The sequence below is a fragment of the Paenibacillus sp. FSL K6-2859 genome (assembly GCF_038008265.1).
GTDB lineage: Bacteria > Bacillota > Bacilli > Paenibacillales > Paenibacillaceae > Paenibacillus_AQ > Paenibacillus_AQ nitricinens.
The window spans coordinates 5,065,351-5,080,380 of record NZ_JBBOYU010000001.1; the positions used below are offsets into that span (position 1 = coordinate 5,065,351).

The 15,030-nt window shown below is 43.5% G+C and carries 14 protein-coding genes; 2 read left to right on the plus strand and 12 right to left on the minus strand.

Features of this window, described 5'->3' with window-relative positions; all coding sequences use genetic code 11:
* Positions 1-32 precede the first annotated feature (32 nt).
* Positions 33-917 (minus strand): LysR family transcriptional regulator, encoded by an 885-nt coding sequence (locus MHB64_RS22765; protein ID WP_094872883.1) that lies wholly within the window; start codon positions 915-917, stop codon positions 33-35.
* Positions 918-1,028: 111 nt separating this feature from the next.
* Between MHB64_RS22765 and MHB64_RS22770 the strand changes: the two genes are divergently transcribed.
* The gene (locus MHB64_RS22770; protein ID WP_341135426.1) at positions 1,029-2,414 is read left to right on the plus strand and encodes an MFS transporter; all 1,386 of its coding nucleotides are present in this window, start codon (positions 1,029-1,031) and stop codon (positions 2,412-2,414) included.
* Positions 2,415-2,642: 228 nt separating this feature from the next.
* Here MHB64_RS22770 and MHB64_RS22775 read toward each other — a convergent pair whose 3' ends face one another.
* The 9 genes from MHB64_RS22775 to MHB64_RS22815 form a co-directional block, all read right to left on the minus strand.
* Entirely contained in the window at positions 2,643-3,575 is a 933-nt protein-coding gene (locus MHB64_RS22775; protein ID WP_280786698.1) for a hypothetical protein, read from the minus strand.
* A gap of 96 nt (positions 3,576-3,671) precedes the next feature.
* The gene (locus MHB64_RS22780) at positions 3,672-4,883 is read right to left on the minus strand and encodes an MFS transporter (RefSeq protein WP_094872889.1); all 1,212 of its coding nucleotides are present in this window, start codon (positions 4,881-4,883) and stop codon (positions 3,672-3,674) included.
* The gene (locus MHB64_RS22785) at positions 4,870-6,054 is read right to left on the minus strand and encodes an MGDG synthase family glycosyltransferase (protein ID WP_341135427.1); all 1,185 of its coding nucleotides are present in this window, start codon (positions 6,052-6,054) and stop codon (positions 4,870-4,872) included. Before MHB64_RS22785 ends, MHB64_RS22780 begins: the two co-directional genes overlap by 14 nt.
* A gap of 97 nt (positions 6,055-6,151) precedes the next feature.
* Positions 6,152-6,934, minus strand: a complete 783-nt coding sequence (locus MHB64_RS22790; protein WP_373455901.1) for a COG4705 family protein — start codon at positions 6,932-6,934, stop codon at positions 6,152-6,154.
* A gap of 60 nt (positions 6,935-6,994) precedes the next feature.
* Positions 6,995-7,744, minus strand: coding sequence for an ABC transporter permease (locus MHB64_RS22795; protein WP_341135428.1), 750 nt, complete (start codon positions 7,742-7,744; stop codon positions 6,995-6,997).
* A complete protein-coding gene (locus tag MHB64_RS22800) occupies positions 7,719-8,474 on the minus strand; it encodes an ABC transporter ATP-binding protein (protein WP_341135429.1) in 756 nt (251 codons plus the stop codon). Before MHB64_RS22800 ends, MHB64_RS22795 begins: the two co-directional genes overlap by 26 nt.
* Before the next feature lie 320 nt (positions 8,475-8,794).
* Positions 8,795-9,484, minus strand: coding sequence for a response regulator transcription factor (locus MHB64_RS22805; protein ID WP_094869456.1), 690 nt, complete (start codon positions 9,482-9,484; stop codon positions 8,795-8,797).
* A complete protein-coding gene (locus MHB64_RS22810; protein WP_094869457.1) occupies positions 9,459-10,946 on the minus strand; it encodes a sensor histidine kinase in 1,488 nt (495 codons plus the stop codon). The genes MHB64_RS22805 and MHB64_RS22810 overlap by 26 nt, the downstream gene beginning before the upstream one ends.
* 15 nt (positions 10,947-10,961) lie before the next feature.
* The gene (locus MHB64_RS22815) at positions 10,962-11,594 is read right to left on the minus strand and encodes a DedA family protein (RefSeq protein ID WP_094876945.1); all 633 of its coding nucleotides are present in this window, start codon (positions 11,592-11,594) and stop codon (positions 10,962-10,964) included.
* Positions 11,595-11,678: 84 nt separating this feature from the next.
* Between MHB64_RS22815 and MHB64_RS22820 the strand changes: the two genes are divergently transcribed.
* Positions 11,679-13,130, plus strand: coding sequence for a hypothetical protein (locus MHB64_RS22820; protein WP_094869459.1), 1,452 nt, complete (start codon positions 11,679-11,681; stop codon positions 13,128-13,130).
* A 1-nt stretch (position 13,131) separates the two neighbouring features.
* On the opposite strand, the gene MHB64_RS22825 is transcribed toward MHB64_RS22820, so the two are convergent.
* Together MHB64_RS22825 and MHB64_RS22830 are read right to left on the minus strand one after the other, a co-directional pair.
* Positions 13,132-13,803 carry a response regulator transcription factor gene (locus MHB64_RS22825; protein WP_094876944.1) on the minus strand — a complete coding sequence of 224 codons (672 nt, stop codon included), beginning with the start codon at positions 13,801-13,803 and terminating at the stop codon, positions 13,132-13,134.
* 188 nt (positions 13,804-13,991) lie between these two features.
* On the minus strand, positions 13,992-15,005 hold the full coding sequence (locus tag MHB64_RS22830) for a zinc-dependent alcohol dehydrogenase family protein (protein ID WP_094869461.1): 1,014 nt from the start codon (positions 15,003-15,005) through the stop codon (positions 13,992-13,994).
* Between the last annotated feature and the right edge of the window lie 25 nt (positions 15,006-15,030).

Here is a 15,030-nt window from a genome sequence, read left to right on the forward strand (position 1 = left end):
TCAATACCTCTCGATACCCATCCTCAATTATCTTAATGCTCTTTAGATATCGCTCCGAAATATTCTACAACTACCTCACGAAATTCCAGAGCAGCTTGCGAAATATACCGGCTCTTGTGCCAAATCAAAGCAATCTCTCTTTCCAATTCATGATTCTCAACTTGGAGATATTTGATATCTTCCCGTGAATTCCTTGCCGTACTCGGAATGAAGGCTAAGCCAATTTCAGCTTCCACAAGCGCACTAAGCCTTGCAGGTTCATCCCCCTCATATACATATTTAGGCACAAATCCAACCGATTGGCACACAGAGTCTATTAAATCCCGAGTTCCATAACCACTCTTAACCCCGACGAACCATTCATCTCTCAGCTCTATCAAGGATATGCTACTTCGATTAGCCAACCGATGCCCCTTTGGAACGGCTACAAGGATTGGATCGATAAATACGATTTGGCATTCGATATCGTCCCCTTCTATAGGTGGTGAGGACAAACAGAAATCCACCTCTCCTCTATCCAAAAGTGTGATCATTTCCTGCGTGGTCAGCATCTGCACATGAAATTGAATATCAGGTCTCTTTTTTCGAAACTCGCGAAGGATATTGGGTAATGTGCTCGCGGTGGTCACCGCTAATTCAAGCGTGTTATGTTCCGGGTGAGATAAATCACTAAGCTCCTGCTTTCCCTGCTCCAATTCAAATAAAGCTCTTTCAGCACGGCGAAGGAATCGTCTGCCGAACTCATTCAATCGCAGCTTTCTCCCTACCCGATCGAACAAAGGGACCCCAAGATCCTCTTCCAAACGTTGAATCGTTCTACTTAGGGATGATTGAGTAACATGTAGATTTCGTGCAGCTTCAGTCATATGCTCCAAACGAGCTACTGCGAGAAAATATTGCAATTGCAGAAGTTCCATTTCATGCCTCCATTCATTCCTTCAAATCAATGAGATCATAACATGAAATGCGTTGGAATGAATAAACGAATTCAAGTACGATGAAATTAATAAGTAATGGGAGGCTTCATAATGAGTGTTCGCAGCAGGTGGTTAATGATTTCAGTGGGTTTGGGGATATTATTGAATCCTTTAAATTCTTCAATGGTTTCTGTTGCTATTCCAAGGCTGCAAAATGTATTCCAGCTTGACTATACAGGTGTTTCCTGGATCATTTTTTCTTTCTACATTGCAAGTAGTGTCGCTCAACCTGTTATGGGAAAAGCCAGCGATTTATTCGGCCGGAGGAAGATATTTCTTACTGGCCTTGTCGTATCCTTCATTGCAGGCTTATTAGCTCCAATATCCCCGAATTTCGGGTGGCTCATCGTGTTCCGGATTGTGCAAGCCATTGGAACAAGCATGATGGTAGCCGTTGGAATGGCCATTGTACGTATTCATATTACGGAGAAACAAGCGACAGCGCTGTCTGTTTTGTCCATATTCCTGTCCGGAGCGGCAGCCATTGGACCCTTTATTGGCGGGGTCATCATTCACTGGTGGGACTGGCCCGCTATCTTTTTCGTCAATATTCCATTCGTCGTGGCGAGCTTTCTTTTATCTTGGAGAAATATCCCTAAGGACGAACCGTCAACAACCGTTACCCGCGGGATATCCTTTCGAAATTGGTTTAATTTGATGGATGTGACAGGAATCCTGCTCTTCACGATGGGACTGATCGCCTTACTTGTTGGATTGCTCTCAGCCAAATCATCCGGGCATGTCGCATTAGTAAATGTTATTGCCCTACTAACAGGAATCGCTTTGTTAGGAGTATTCGTCCGGCATGAGTTAAAAGCGGAGTCACCCTTTATTCCTTTGCGTACCTTTGCCAAATATCCGGCGATGACTTTGGTTAATATTGAATTTATGCTCGTTAACGTACTTTTTTACTCCCTCTTTTTCGGGATTCCATCTTATTTGCTAATGGTACGGCATGTCAGTGAGTTCCAAACCGGGATTCTCATGCTAACGCTAGGATTATGCTCGTTGATTACTGCTCCAATAGCAGGACGCTGGATCGATAGATCTGGCCCCAGGCCAGCATTGCTGGTATCCGCAATACTAATGACATTGGGATCGGTGTGGCTTGTCACATTAAATCAGACTTCACCGGTTATCAGTGTATGTGTGGCATTGGCTGCCTTCGGGATTAGCAATGGGTTGAACAATGTAGGTCTGCAAGCCGCTTTGTTCCAAAGTTCTCCAAAAGAAATCATCGGTGTAGCATCGGGCTTATTTAACACATCAAGATATCTGGGAACCATCCTATCTTCCTTGTTGATAGGGATAATTATGGGAGAAAAATTTAACTTTGAGGGATTTCAAGTCCTTGGGATTATGCTCACGATCATTGCATTATCTTTGGTATTCATGAGTTGGCAGCACCGGAAGTCGGGGGAGTTCAGTAGAAGTTAAATTGATTAATTACTAATAAGTTCGCTGATTTCTTCATAAGTCATTTCAGTTGTCACTTTCGTTAACTAAAGTTTTCATTCAAACACCTCCAAATTGTGGGGCTTGCCTAGCACTAGTATATGCTAAAACAACCCTTAAACAAAGAAAGTCTCTATGACCATTCACATCATAGAGACTTTCTATTTGCAGACTTTTTAGTTGTTCCACACTTATTTAATCACAACAACGTTAATCATGATGTCCGTGTTCATGATCCTCTTTCACCTGCTGCACTTGTTTACCTGTCAGGTCAATAGACTCTGTCGTAGTCGCATTGAATGCAGAGAGTTGAACATCCAGACTAGCAGCCAACGTATGGGAAGCTCCTTGCTCATCCTGACCCACAAACGTAAGATCTAACTGTTGGTGCTGAAGCGCATTGGCTGGAGTGATATCCGCATTCAGACGGATGCTTTGAATCTGTACGCCGTTCGTCATATCAATGGCTTGAAAATCAAACAGGTTCTGCTGAATAAGATCTTCTGGATCTTTCGAATCTACAGCAGTGTCTTTACCGGACTCATGATCCTTCTCTTCTGAAAGATTCTTGAACAGAACTGGGGCTAAAGCCTGCATCACTGCCGGAATTTGCGCATTATCAAGCTGCAGCGAGATATGCTTGGCACCGTCTTTATCGGTGGTAGATGTGAACTCATTCTTCAAATTACCGATCAAAGCATCCATGATTGTCTCTTCTTGGCTACTTAACCAAACGGCTTCCTTGGGTTCTGTTCCTGATTCCTGATCCTTCTTATCCTTTATATCCTGCTTTACGTAATAGATATCGGAAGCATCACTCTTCCAGACCTGTCCGTCAGGCTGACTATAGAGGCTAAGTACATGGGAACCTTGTGACCCGCTAATCTTTACAGCCCCACTAACGGCTTCATTCGCCAAGTTTGCTTTCAAGCTTCCTTGTGCCTGACTAAGAACACTGCCGTTATCTTTAAGTATCGCATCAGCTTGTACGGTAATACTCTGCATGTTCTCTGCAGTATTCTTAAGTGCCGCTTTATAATCCTCATACCCAGAGGTTCCCGCAAACGCCGTCAGTCCAGTAGCCAGCATGATAACCCCGCTAATCCCTGCTGCCCCTCCTGTGAGTAACCATTTCTTCTTCATTCTTTTTCCTTCCCTTCATTACTTATTTAGTCTTGCATATTAAGCTTAGGTGCAATTCCTAAATTCGTTGTGAAGAGTCTATTAAATAAATCTTAACTACGATACATTTGGAAGCTTCTCGATTACTCTGTTTCTGTGAATAAATAATCGGGCAGGGGATAGTAAGTAGACAACACTAATCAATCCAAACAAACAGGCACTGACTTGAAATGGCAGCAATTGATTCCCTGAGCTTCCCAGCCAGCCTCCAATTAGCGGACCAATAACCACCCCTAAACCTTCTATAGAAAACAATAAGCCCCAGCTGATCCCTACGGAATCTTCGGGAATGTAACTGGCCATTAAAGCATTCCAAGAGGGAAGTAAAGCAGCATAAGCACATCCCAGCAGAAGCGAGAGTCCAATGGCGGCGGAGAAGGAATTAATAGAAGTTAAGCCGAACAAGGCAACCGCAAATACGCCGAACCCAATCACAAGGAACCATTTACCTCCAACTTGATCAAACCATTTTCCCATGGGCACAAGAAATAGAACTACACCTGCTCCTCCCATAAATAACACGATCGACAGCTGAGAATGGGACAGACCTAAATGCGAAATAGCAAAGCTGGTTAGAAAAGGGACCAGTATCCCGCCCGCTGTAGTCTGCAGCAGCATGCCAGGGACGAGAAATCCCCCTTTCTTCACTTTGTTCCATAGAGATACAAACTGCTCGCCTACGGATATATTCACACGCTGCACCGAGACCTTGTTCATCTTCACAAGACCTACCATGATCCAGCCCGCTACAAAAAATAATCCAATGACCGCAAGGGACAGTGACAGTCCACCACCCATTAATAAATTCATCATTACGGGACCCAGACCTAGACCTGCCATCCAGTATACGTACAACGTACCCATCTGTTGTGCTCGTTTTTCCTCTGATACCTGGCTCATACATAGGATCCAGATCGGTGAGAATCCAGCCCCCAAGCAAGCAGAGGCTACAATAAGCATCCACGGACTATGCGTTGTCACCATCATTAACAGACCTACGAATCCTAGAAAGAACCCTCCATGAAGCACGGTGCGCCCAGGATATCTATCCAAGAGATAGCCAATGAAGCTTTTGATCAAGCTGTCCGTTAAATAGTGTACGGAGACCGCAATGCCAACTACTGACGTTGTAAGCCCCCAGCTCGTCAATATATAAGTGGGTAAGAACGTGATTAGGACAGCACCTCTTATCCATTCTATAAAAAAGAGAATTATTGCAAGGCGGGTAAACGTCTGCTGTTGCCTTTCTTTCTTCCTAATAATATCCATGAATCGTCTTCGCCTGCCCTTCAACAAGCATGGATTTTACTGCGGGAACAGAGGACTGACGCAATTTAATAGCCTCTAAGGCTTCGGTAACAATAGCATCCGAGGCTGATTTCCGCGAAAAGACCCTCATATGCTGTTCCCTTTCCTCTCTGTACGCCATATGCTCCAATCGCTGAAGCTGCTCTATTAACTGCTCCTCATTTCGTGCGATCTCTATCAAATGGTGCCCAGATAACCATTCTGCATTGCCTGCCTCCTGACCGGGGAGTGGTCGATAGACGATAACTGGAAGTGCTAGAGCCATCGCCTCAGTCAAGGTAATCCCGCCTGCTTTGGTCAATAGACAGGAAGCTATGCACATCAGCTCCTGCATTTCTTCCGTATAGCCCAAAATGTGAACACGAGGGTTCTCTTGAAAAAGCTCCACCGTAGCTGTTCGAAGCTTATGATTATTCCCGCATAATACAATGACATCGAAGCTTGATTGAAGCAGTACTCTTTTTATTAAACTGCTAATATCACTTAATACGCCGTAAGCCCCTGCCGCTAGTAATAGATATTGGCGATCTCCATGTAACCCATGTTTGCGTAAAAGTGCTCCACGATCCTGAGTCTGTTCAAAAGCCTCGCGAATAGGGATCCCACTGACCACAAGCTTCTCTTCAGCAATCCCTGCTGCCATCAGAGTCGCCTTCATGCTTTCTGAAGCGATAAAATATTTCGTCGTTTGTGGGTGAAGCCACCTGCCATGAACTACATAATCCGTCATAACCGTGAATAGAGGCATCCGACTTCCTATTGTTGATGCTAGCTCAGCTGCAGCCAAATAAGGAAAGGTATGAATAATAATATCCGGCTGTATCACGTCGATGATCCTTTGCACTTTTCGTTTGCCCATAGAATGGATGAGTCTACCCATGAACTGCTCTGGCCTCATCTTACTCGTCATTGTGTACAAGAATCCATAAAATTCTTGGGTATACCCTGTGTTGTTCAAATAGAATCTTCGGGATAGCTCATTCAAGGTAGGATGGACTGCAGCGAATAGATCCAAGGTGGTAATCCGGCTAATGCCCTGACGTCGAAATGAATGTTCGATGGCCTCGGCTACTTTCATATGCCCGTCTCCAAATGCCGAAGTAACAATAAGTACTTTAGGATCTGTGTTCATGACAAAGCTCCTTTTCTCATGGCCTCCTTTAACTCTAACTCTGAATCGTAAACGGATAGTGATGGGAGTCTTAACTGAGTATTAATTTCAATATTTTCTAAAGTGCTACCTCGTCTTTCTTTGTCTTGGTTAAATAGATCACTAACCCGAGAATAATAACAATAAAAATAATACTTGTTCCCGTCGTGCCCAGTTCTAACCCGCCTTCACTCCGGTCCTGTGAAAGATAGTCACCCAGTGATGCTCCTAATGGCCGAGTCAGAATATATGCAAGCCAGAAGGCAGTTACTGCATTTAGCTTAAAGCGATAGTAAGCGAGTGTTATCGCGCCTATCAGAGCGGCAAAAATAATTGCTGAGAGCAGGTATCCCCAGTTCAGACTTTCTGCAACTAAATCTCCAGCGGCTGTGCCTAAGGCAAAGGTAAATAGAATGGTTAGCCAGTAAAACATCTCGCGCTTTTTGGTAATAATCGAATGGATAGATAATGTCCTCTCACTGGCATACCAGACTCCAAAGGTCAGGCTTAAGAGGATAGAAAAAACTATAGTGGTCGCCTCCAGTGATACGCCAAGATTGTCCACCAGATTGTCAGTGATGAGCGTACCCACGACACTGATTAATACAACAGCAAGCCAGTAAAGAGCAGGTACATATTTTGATGCTGACATCTGGAAGTATAGTGCTGCAATCAGCAGTCCACTCATCACCAAGGTTGTATTAGATAACCCCCAAAAGAGGTTGAAATTAAGAAAATCCGCAGCAGTTTCTCCAACAGTGGTCGCCATAATCTTAATGATCCAGAAAAAAACAGTCACCTGTGGCACCTTATTCCATACATTCCGATCTTCCGATAATAATGAACTGGTTTCCTTCACCAATCATTTCCCCTTCCTTTAGCAACACAATTGATACTCCGAGAAGCAAAAGTAGCGCCCAGGCTAAACCTCTTTCCGATCAAAGAAGAAATAGCCCACTGATAGAAATAACAATAATCCTGAAAGTAAGAACAAGGTAGTTGTGGCAAGCCTGCCTGCGGAAATTGCATGACTTAACCATAGAGAGTACCCATTCGTATAAGAAATTATAGAAAAGGATGAGAATCCACTTATAAAGTAAGGCACAGCCTTACCTCCGGCGAAGACAAAGATCGAGAACATTAGAAACCCACCTGTGCTGCGAAAAAATTGAGCGATGAACACAAACAAGGCTGCCAGTGAACACATCGAGAGAAATGCTGCTGTATAAGCTTTTATCAAGCTAATAATACCTACGTTCCCCATATGGATAGTTCCAAACAGAATACTACATAACGTGCTCACTATCCCTAATAGAAACAGTAGTCCTCCGATCGCAAACCCTAGCGCAAGGAACTTAGCGGTGTACGCTCCTAATCGCGTAATCGGTTTGAGTAACGTCAGCTTCAAGGTACGAGAGGACACCTCTTGTGGAAATAGCTCAGAGATCTCTAAGAACATAAACAATGGAATTAAGAATGTTGTGCAGATTCCCAGCATCTGGACTGGATACGTGGAACCAACAGCCACAATGCCCAGAATAGGGTGAAGCGCCTGAAATAATAACATCAATAATAGTGGAATAAAGGCAGAAACAATGAAGAACATTAGGGTCTTTTTGCGGTAAATCATCAGTAGAAGCTCATTTTTAATTCCCGCTCTTAATCCCTCCATTCTCAAGCACCTCCTTTCCTTTCTTTAGCTCCGTAATGTAAAACTCCTCAAGGGATAAGCTGTCGGTCAGTAGCTCCTGTACTTCCCCCTCACGAATCAGAACACCTTGATTCAGAATCCCTACTCTATTACATAGCTGTTCCAATTCATGAATCATATGGCTGGAGATGAGAAAGGTAATTCCCTGATTAGCAGAAAGCTCTTTAACTAAAGCACGAAAATGAACAACCCCCTCAATGTCCAGCCCGTTAGTCGGCTCATCCCAAATCACTAGCTCTGGGTGATGGATGATAGAGGCAGACATGGCGAGCTTTTGCTTCATTCCCGTAGAGAAATGTCTGATTTTTTCTTTGGAGAACAAGGCGAGACCTACCGCCTCCAATACCTCGGTGATCCGTTCTGGACGAATATTCGGATAAAAGCTGGCTGTCAGCTTCAAATATTGTACAGGTGTAAGATAGTCGTAGAAATCAGCCGATTCGATCATACAGCCTACTTTCCTCATACTAGATGAATAGGATGAACCCAGATCTTGCCCGAACAGTGAGATACTGCCGAAGCTGGGTGAAATCAGACCCGTTATTACTTTTAAGAGTGTTGTTTTCCCTGCACCATTCGGTCCAAGTAATCCGTAGATATCCCCCTTTCGAAGCTCCAAAGAAACCCCGCTAATCCCGCTGCCATTACGAAATTCTTTGGTCACTCCTGTTAGCTTGATTATGCTCTCCATCTCAGTTCCCCCTTTACTTCAATTCTTGTCCTCCATTTAACAACTCCATTTCCCTGCAATATTAGACTAAGTCGTAAATCTAAAATGCCCGTGAACAGACCCTTAAATAATTCTTAACTCCTTGTATTTTTACAAGCTTAAACGCCTTTGGCGTCCTTTTAAGGACGGTAAGCGTTTATGCGGAAATATAAGGATAAAATATAGCGTGAAACTTATACTTTCTTATAATTAAAAAAAGAAATGTCCCAGAAGCCATTAAAATGGCTAACTGAGACACCTCAAGTAGTTGGGTCAGAATAGACGTGATCGCTGGAGTGGTTCTAAACATGAAAGCGATAGCCGGCACCCCAAAGGGTTTCGATATAGAGTGGATTTGCAGAGTCCTCCTCAATTTTCTCGCGGAGCTTACGTATATGGACCGTCACTGTCTGCGTGTCACCCAGAGAATCAATCCCCCATAATCGCTCAAAGAGCTGATCTTTACTGAACACGCGATTGGGATGCAGCGCCAAGAAATACAGCAGATCAAATTCCTTGGTCGTTAAGCTTACCTCCTCATCTCTTACAAAGGCACGTCTAGAATCAGGATTTAAACGCAGCCCCTTGATTTCCAATTCGTTAGTTGAGGAACCACGTCCCTTCAGCCGATCATAACGCGAAAGATGTGCTTTCACTCTGGCAACAAGCTCGGCTGGCTTAAATGGTTTTGTGATATAATCATCTGCGCCAAGGCCCAGCCCACGAATAATATCAATATCCTCTAGTCTGGCGGTGACCATAAGAACCGGAATATCCAGCTCCTCACGAATTTTCTTGCAGACCTCAAATCCATTCAACTTGGGTAGCATCACATCCAGCACGATCAGATCAAATTTTCCTGTTAAGCCCATCTCCAAGCCTTTTTCTCCATCCTTTGCAATTTCCGTCTGATACCCGCTCATCTCCAAATAATCACGTTGCAGCTCAGCAATAACAGGCTCGTCTTCAACAATCAGTATGCTTCGGTTCATCTCTGATGTCTCCTTTCACGATCGGCAAGGCAATATATATAATAGTTCCTATTCCTTCCGTGCTATTCGCATAAATCGTTCCCCCATGCCCAGCGATAATCTGTTTAGCAATCGCCAGACCTAATCCACTTCCGCCAGTATGTGTGTTTCTGGACTGCTCCCCACGGTAAAAGCGTTCAAAAATATGCTCCGTTGCTTCTGGCGGAATTCCTGGTCCATTGTCTTCAATAGCCAGAATAAACTGTGTTTCTTCCTGCCAGCTGTGTACTGTGATTTTCTTTTCAAGCTTATCCATGTATTTGAGACTGTTCTGAATAATGTTGCCAAGAACGCGCTTAAAGGAATCACGATCTACAGAGACCCATACTTCCTCGCCACCTGTCATTTCTATGTTAAGGGCGACCTCTTGCTTCTCCAGCTCTACCTTTAGTTCCTCTGCCCAATCATTTAAGAAGGGTATAATTCTTACGGACTCAAAAGAAAATGGCAGCTTTTGCATATCCAGCTTGGAGTATAGAAACAATTCATTAATTAGATGATCCATTTCTCCAGCCTTGGCAGCAATCGTTCGCATATATTTTTCATTTTTTTCCGGAGAATCCGCTATCCCTTCCAAAATTCCATCCACATATCCTTTAATGGCAGTGATCGGTGTCTTCAAATCATGTGAAATGTTGGTGATTAGCTCCTTCCGGTTCGTCTCATATTGCTGCTGTACAAGGATAGACTGTTGAAGCCTGTGTCTCATTTCCTCAAAAGCCATCCCTAGCTGGCCCAGCTCATCTTTACCACTAATCTCCACCTGAAAATCCAAATCCCCTTCGGTGACTCGTTTTGTCGCTTTACGAAGTTCCAGCAAGGGACGGATTATCCGTCTGGACATATATTTTGTCAGCAATGTATGTGTCAGCACCAGAATAACCAACGTAATCAAAAACAGCGTCGGAAAGAACGTTCGCACAAATTGGACAAGAGGATCGATTGGCGTCAGAAAAAATATACTTACTGGCTTGGCATCCTTGGATAACAGATCAAACTGGCCTACTTGATACCATTCATTATTAAATTGCTGTCTAATAGGTTCTATATGCGATCTGTCTCCTTTGTATCCAGGCAAATGATCGGTTAATCCTTGTTTAAGCTTCAGATCCTCTGAAGCATACAGGATCTGGTCCTCCGAACGAATATAGACAGACGTATTTCTCTTGGTCATATCAGCGGATAATTCATTCAGGAAAGCAGTATCTGTAAGTAAATCTGTATTTTGCAAAAAAGTATGTTTAATAAGATTGCGGATATCGTTCTCTTCCATTCCTTCAAATTTACTTTCATACGTGCTCTTTAAGCTCTGCACATCCCCATGATAGACAATGCTCATTAACATAGCCGTAATGATAAGGAGAAGAAGTGGAACTACAAGCATAGCCGCATAGGATAGAAGAAATTTCCAACGTATAGACATAATGCAATACTCACCCTACCTCTTCTTGTTTCTTGATGAGCTTATCGTACGATATCTCCGTACTAACCACCATATGAGCAGGAGAAGCACAATACCGCAAATGGTATAACTAATCGGACGTATATATTGTTCTACAATACTCCAATTGTCTCCTAATCGGTAACCTAGATAGATTAACGCCAGATTCCATGGAATACAGCCCAACGCTGTAAATACAATGAATTTCCATGCCTTCATTCCAGCAATTCCTGCGGGTAGTGAAATAAATGTTCGGATAAAGGGTAACATACGTGTGAAAAACACAGTACTCTCACCATAACGGTCGAACCATCGCTCGGATTGCTCCAGATGATGCTCATTCAGGAGAATATACTTACCGTATTTCTCTAATAACCGCCTACCTCCGGCTTTCCCAATATAGTAAGCAATGATGGAACCTATTAGATTTCCAAATATCCCAGCGACAGCAACTTCCATAAAAGTAAGTGAGCCTTGCGCAACCAGCCAACCGCCGCTGAGCATTATCACTTCACTGGGAATCGGGATACAGGCACTCTCTAGGATCATCCCTAACCATATGCCCCAAATTCCCATCGTATTGACAAGGTGGAGCGCAGTTTCAGATATCCAAGTTAATAATTGATGCATGAGTGTTCACTCCGCTTCATAAATTTTACTATTCCTTAAGAATGTAACGCTATAATTGAACTAAAAGTCGGGGGAAGTACCATAATGAAAAAATTACAATCACCTAAGTTTTTATATGGTCTATTCGTAATAGCTATTATACTGCTGATGATTCCCAAATTCTCTTATAATGATCCTGATACTTTCTGGCACATAGAGCTAGGACAATATATGATAGAGCACGGACAAATCCTGCATCATGCCATACATACTTTTTACGGAGATAAGCTGCCCTATGTCCCTCATGAATTCGGATTCCAACTACTCGTTGCTCCGCTTTATGCTGCATTTGGATGGCCAGGGGTGTATATTTTGACCGCTGTTTGTTTGTTCTTTTTAGTACTCGGTTTGCTTCGGTTAGGGAAAGTGTCCCGCAAAGAGCTAGGACTTCAACAAGACCATGTGCTGATGCTCCCATTTGTACTGCTAATTACCTGCTGGATTTACTACAATTATTTCAAGGGTCGTCCGCAGATGATCTCCTCGTTTATGATTGTCTGGTTCTTCGTTTATTTACGGGAATACCAGATGACAGCTCATAAGAAATACGCCGCTGCAATGGTTGCACTTTCTATAGCTATCGCCAACTTTCATGCAGGGGTATGGCTTGTAACAGCTGTATTTACAGGAATGGCTCTGCTAGAATCCTTGATTAATAAAACGCTCCATTGGCGTAAAATCACAGTCTTTGTTCTAGTCTGGTTAGCTGGCCTTCTAAATCCTGGAGGTGCAAAAAGCCTCTTATTTATTTTGACTGTTACGAAAAAGAACTTTAACCTGCTGATCAACGAATGGCAGCCTATTCAGTTCAATAGCTTGGAGAATCTACCCATTCTACTCTTGCTTCTGTTCTTTGCCTGTACGCTTCCTTTCGCACTCCAACGTAAACCATTCCGCTTCTTTCTCATGCTTGGGATTCTCTATCTCGGCGTATCGAACTTCAAGCAGAACCTGTTTATGTGGCTATTTGTTCCTTATTTTGCGGCCGTGTTCTTTGATGCGCTTCCTTACTTCCGTAAACCCGTTGTTCTGTTCCGTCAAAGCACCTTACGACTATGGCTTGCGATAGGACTACTCCTAAATATTGTGTATATATTCTTTGTACCCCCTGTTATTGATGCAAATAATTATCCTGTGAATGAAATGAACTATATTATGCAGCATACCCCTGAAGGTACTCGTCCAAAGGTTCTTGCCCGCTATGGTTCATCCGGGTATGTGATGTTTCGAGGTGGAGATGTGCTGTGTGATGGCAGACAGGACCCCTTCGTTACGCAGGCTTCACTTGGTACATTGGGCTGGACTGCTTTTGAGCGTTCCATGTACGGGTTCTCTGAGTATCTTCCTGAAATTGTAGACTATGATCATCCCGATTATGTAATTACCGGCAATGGAGTCTCACATAAGCTTTTTAATGAATGGTCACAAAAATTCGGGCAGCCCGTATATACAGGGACCTATGGAAGTGTCTTCTCGTTCATCAAATCTACGGAGTAACTCATTTACGAATCACATATCCGAGGCCGCGCATCGTCTGCACAATGCTTGGTTGTCCCACCTCATCAATTTTACTCCTAAGGTAGCTGATATACACGTCGACTACCTTAATATCCACCTCGGAATCATATCCCCATACGGTTTCGAGCAGCATCTCCCGGGTCATTACTCTGCCCCTATTCTCCATTAGCACTAATAGTATTTCGAATTCCCGTTTCGTTAAATTAACAAATATCTTCTTCTTTCTCAGCGCTCGGCCGTCAATGTCCATCTCCAAATCGCGAAATATTAGCATCCGTCCTGTGTTAAAAGTACCTGCCCTTCTTAACAGTGATCTCATTCGTGCCAGCAGCTCTTCCATAGCGAATGGTTTCAGAATGTAATCATCCGCTCCGCTATCCAGACCTCTGACTTTATCCGCGAGCCCCGCTTCCTCTGCAAGGATTATGATTGGTGTTTGTTTAGTTTCCCTTATCCTTTTGCACATCTCTGCGCCACTAAGGCCTTGAACCATTACATCCAATAAAATTATATCCCACTCTTCTTCTCGAGCTAATTGTAGACCTTGAAGTCCGTCGTGCGTAACAGTGATGGAGTACGATTCATGTGACAACTTCAGTTCCATACATTTAGCTGAACTCTGCTTTTCTTCTATCAATAGTATTTTGTTCATAGGCTTCCTCTCCATGTATGACATTTATCAAAGCTTTATGTCTGAGGTTGTATTGCCATTCTACTCGCTATCTATTAAATATTTATTAACTCCTTCTATCGGGGACCCGCTTAAATCGCACAAAAAAACGATGACCTATGGCAAATAGCCAACAGTCATCGTTCTTGTACGCTTACTATGATTCAATACTACCTCTCGTGCATAATAACCCCTTTAGAAACACGCAGTTTTGGATATTCGCCCATGATTTCCGGTATATCTTTCAGCGAAAACTGATGGCTAATCAACGACTCAATCTGAACGATCCCCTTTTCAATTAACGCAATCGATTCCTCGTGGGTATATGGATTAATGAACGAGCCCATGATGTTCAACTCTTTTGTAAAAATTTCGAATGGTGAGACTTGAATCAACGTGTCCGGGGAAGCAACACCAAACATTAATACTTGTCCACCCTTACGTGATGCCTTAACCGCCAGCTCCATGGAATCCGCCCGGCCGACACATTCGATGACAATGTCAAATTGATGATGGAGAGCTTCCATCACACCTTCTGCTGTAGGAGATACGGCTTCATCCGCGCCTAATTCGACTAATCGGTCATGTTTGAACACCTCTGGCTCACTGACAATAATCCCTTTAACACCCGCAGCTTTGACGAGCTGCAAGAACAATTGACCAATAAAACCTCCGCCGATAATCAGGACTTGATGTGACGGACGAATATCCAGCTTCTTATAACCGTGAAGCACACAACCTAGAGGTTCAATCATTGCTCCTTCGATCCAGCTCATTTCATCAGGTAGCAAGTAACAGTTCGCTACAGGAACAACACAATACTCGCCCATGCCACCGTCACGAGTCACCCCAACAGCCTGCAAGTTATCGCATAAATGTACCTTTCCATTCCGGCAAAAATAACAGTTTCCACAATAGATGTTCGGATCAACCGATACACGGTCCCCCACTTGCAAGGTCGTAACCTCATCACCCACAGCCACTATTTCGCCCGCAAGCTCATGTCCTAACACAATCGGAGCTGTCACTTCAGCAGACCCTGGGTATCCATGATAAATATGCTGATCTGTACCACAGATCCCGCAGCATTTCACACGAAGTTTAACTTCTTTGGAGCCCACAGCCGGAGCTTCCCAGTTCTTAAATTCAATGTGCTTAGTTCCTTGAAATACAGCCGCCTTCATCTTAACTCATCTCCTTAAATCCAAG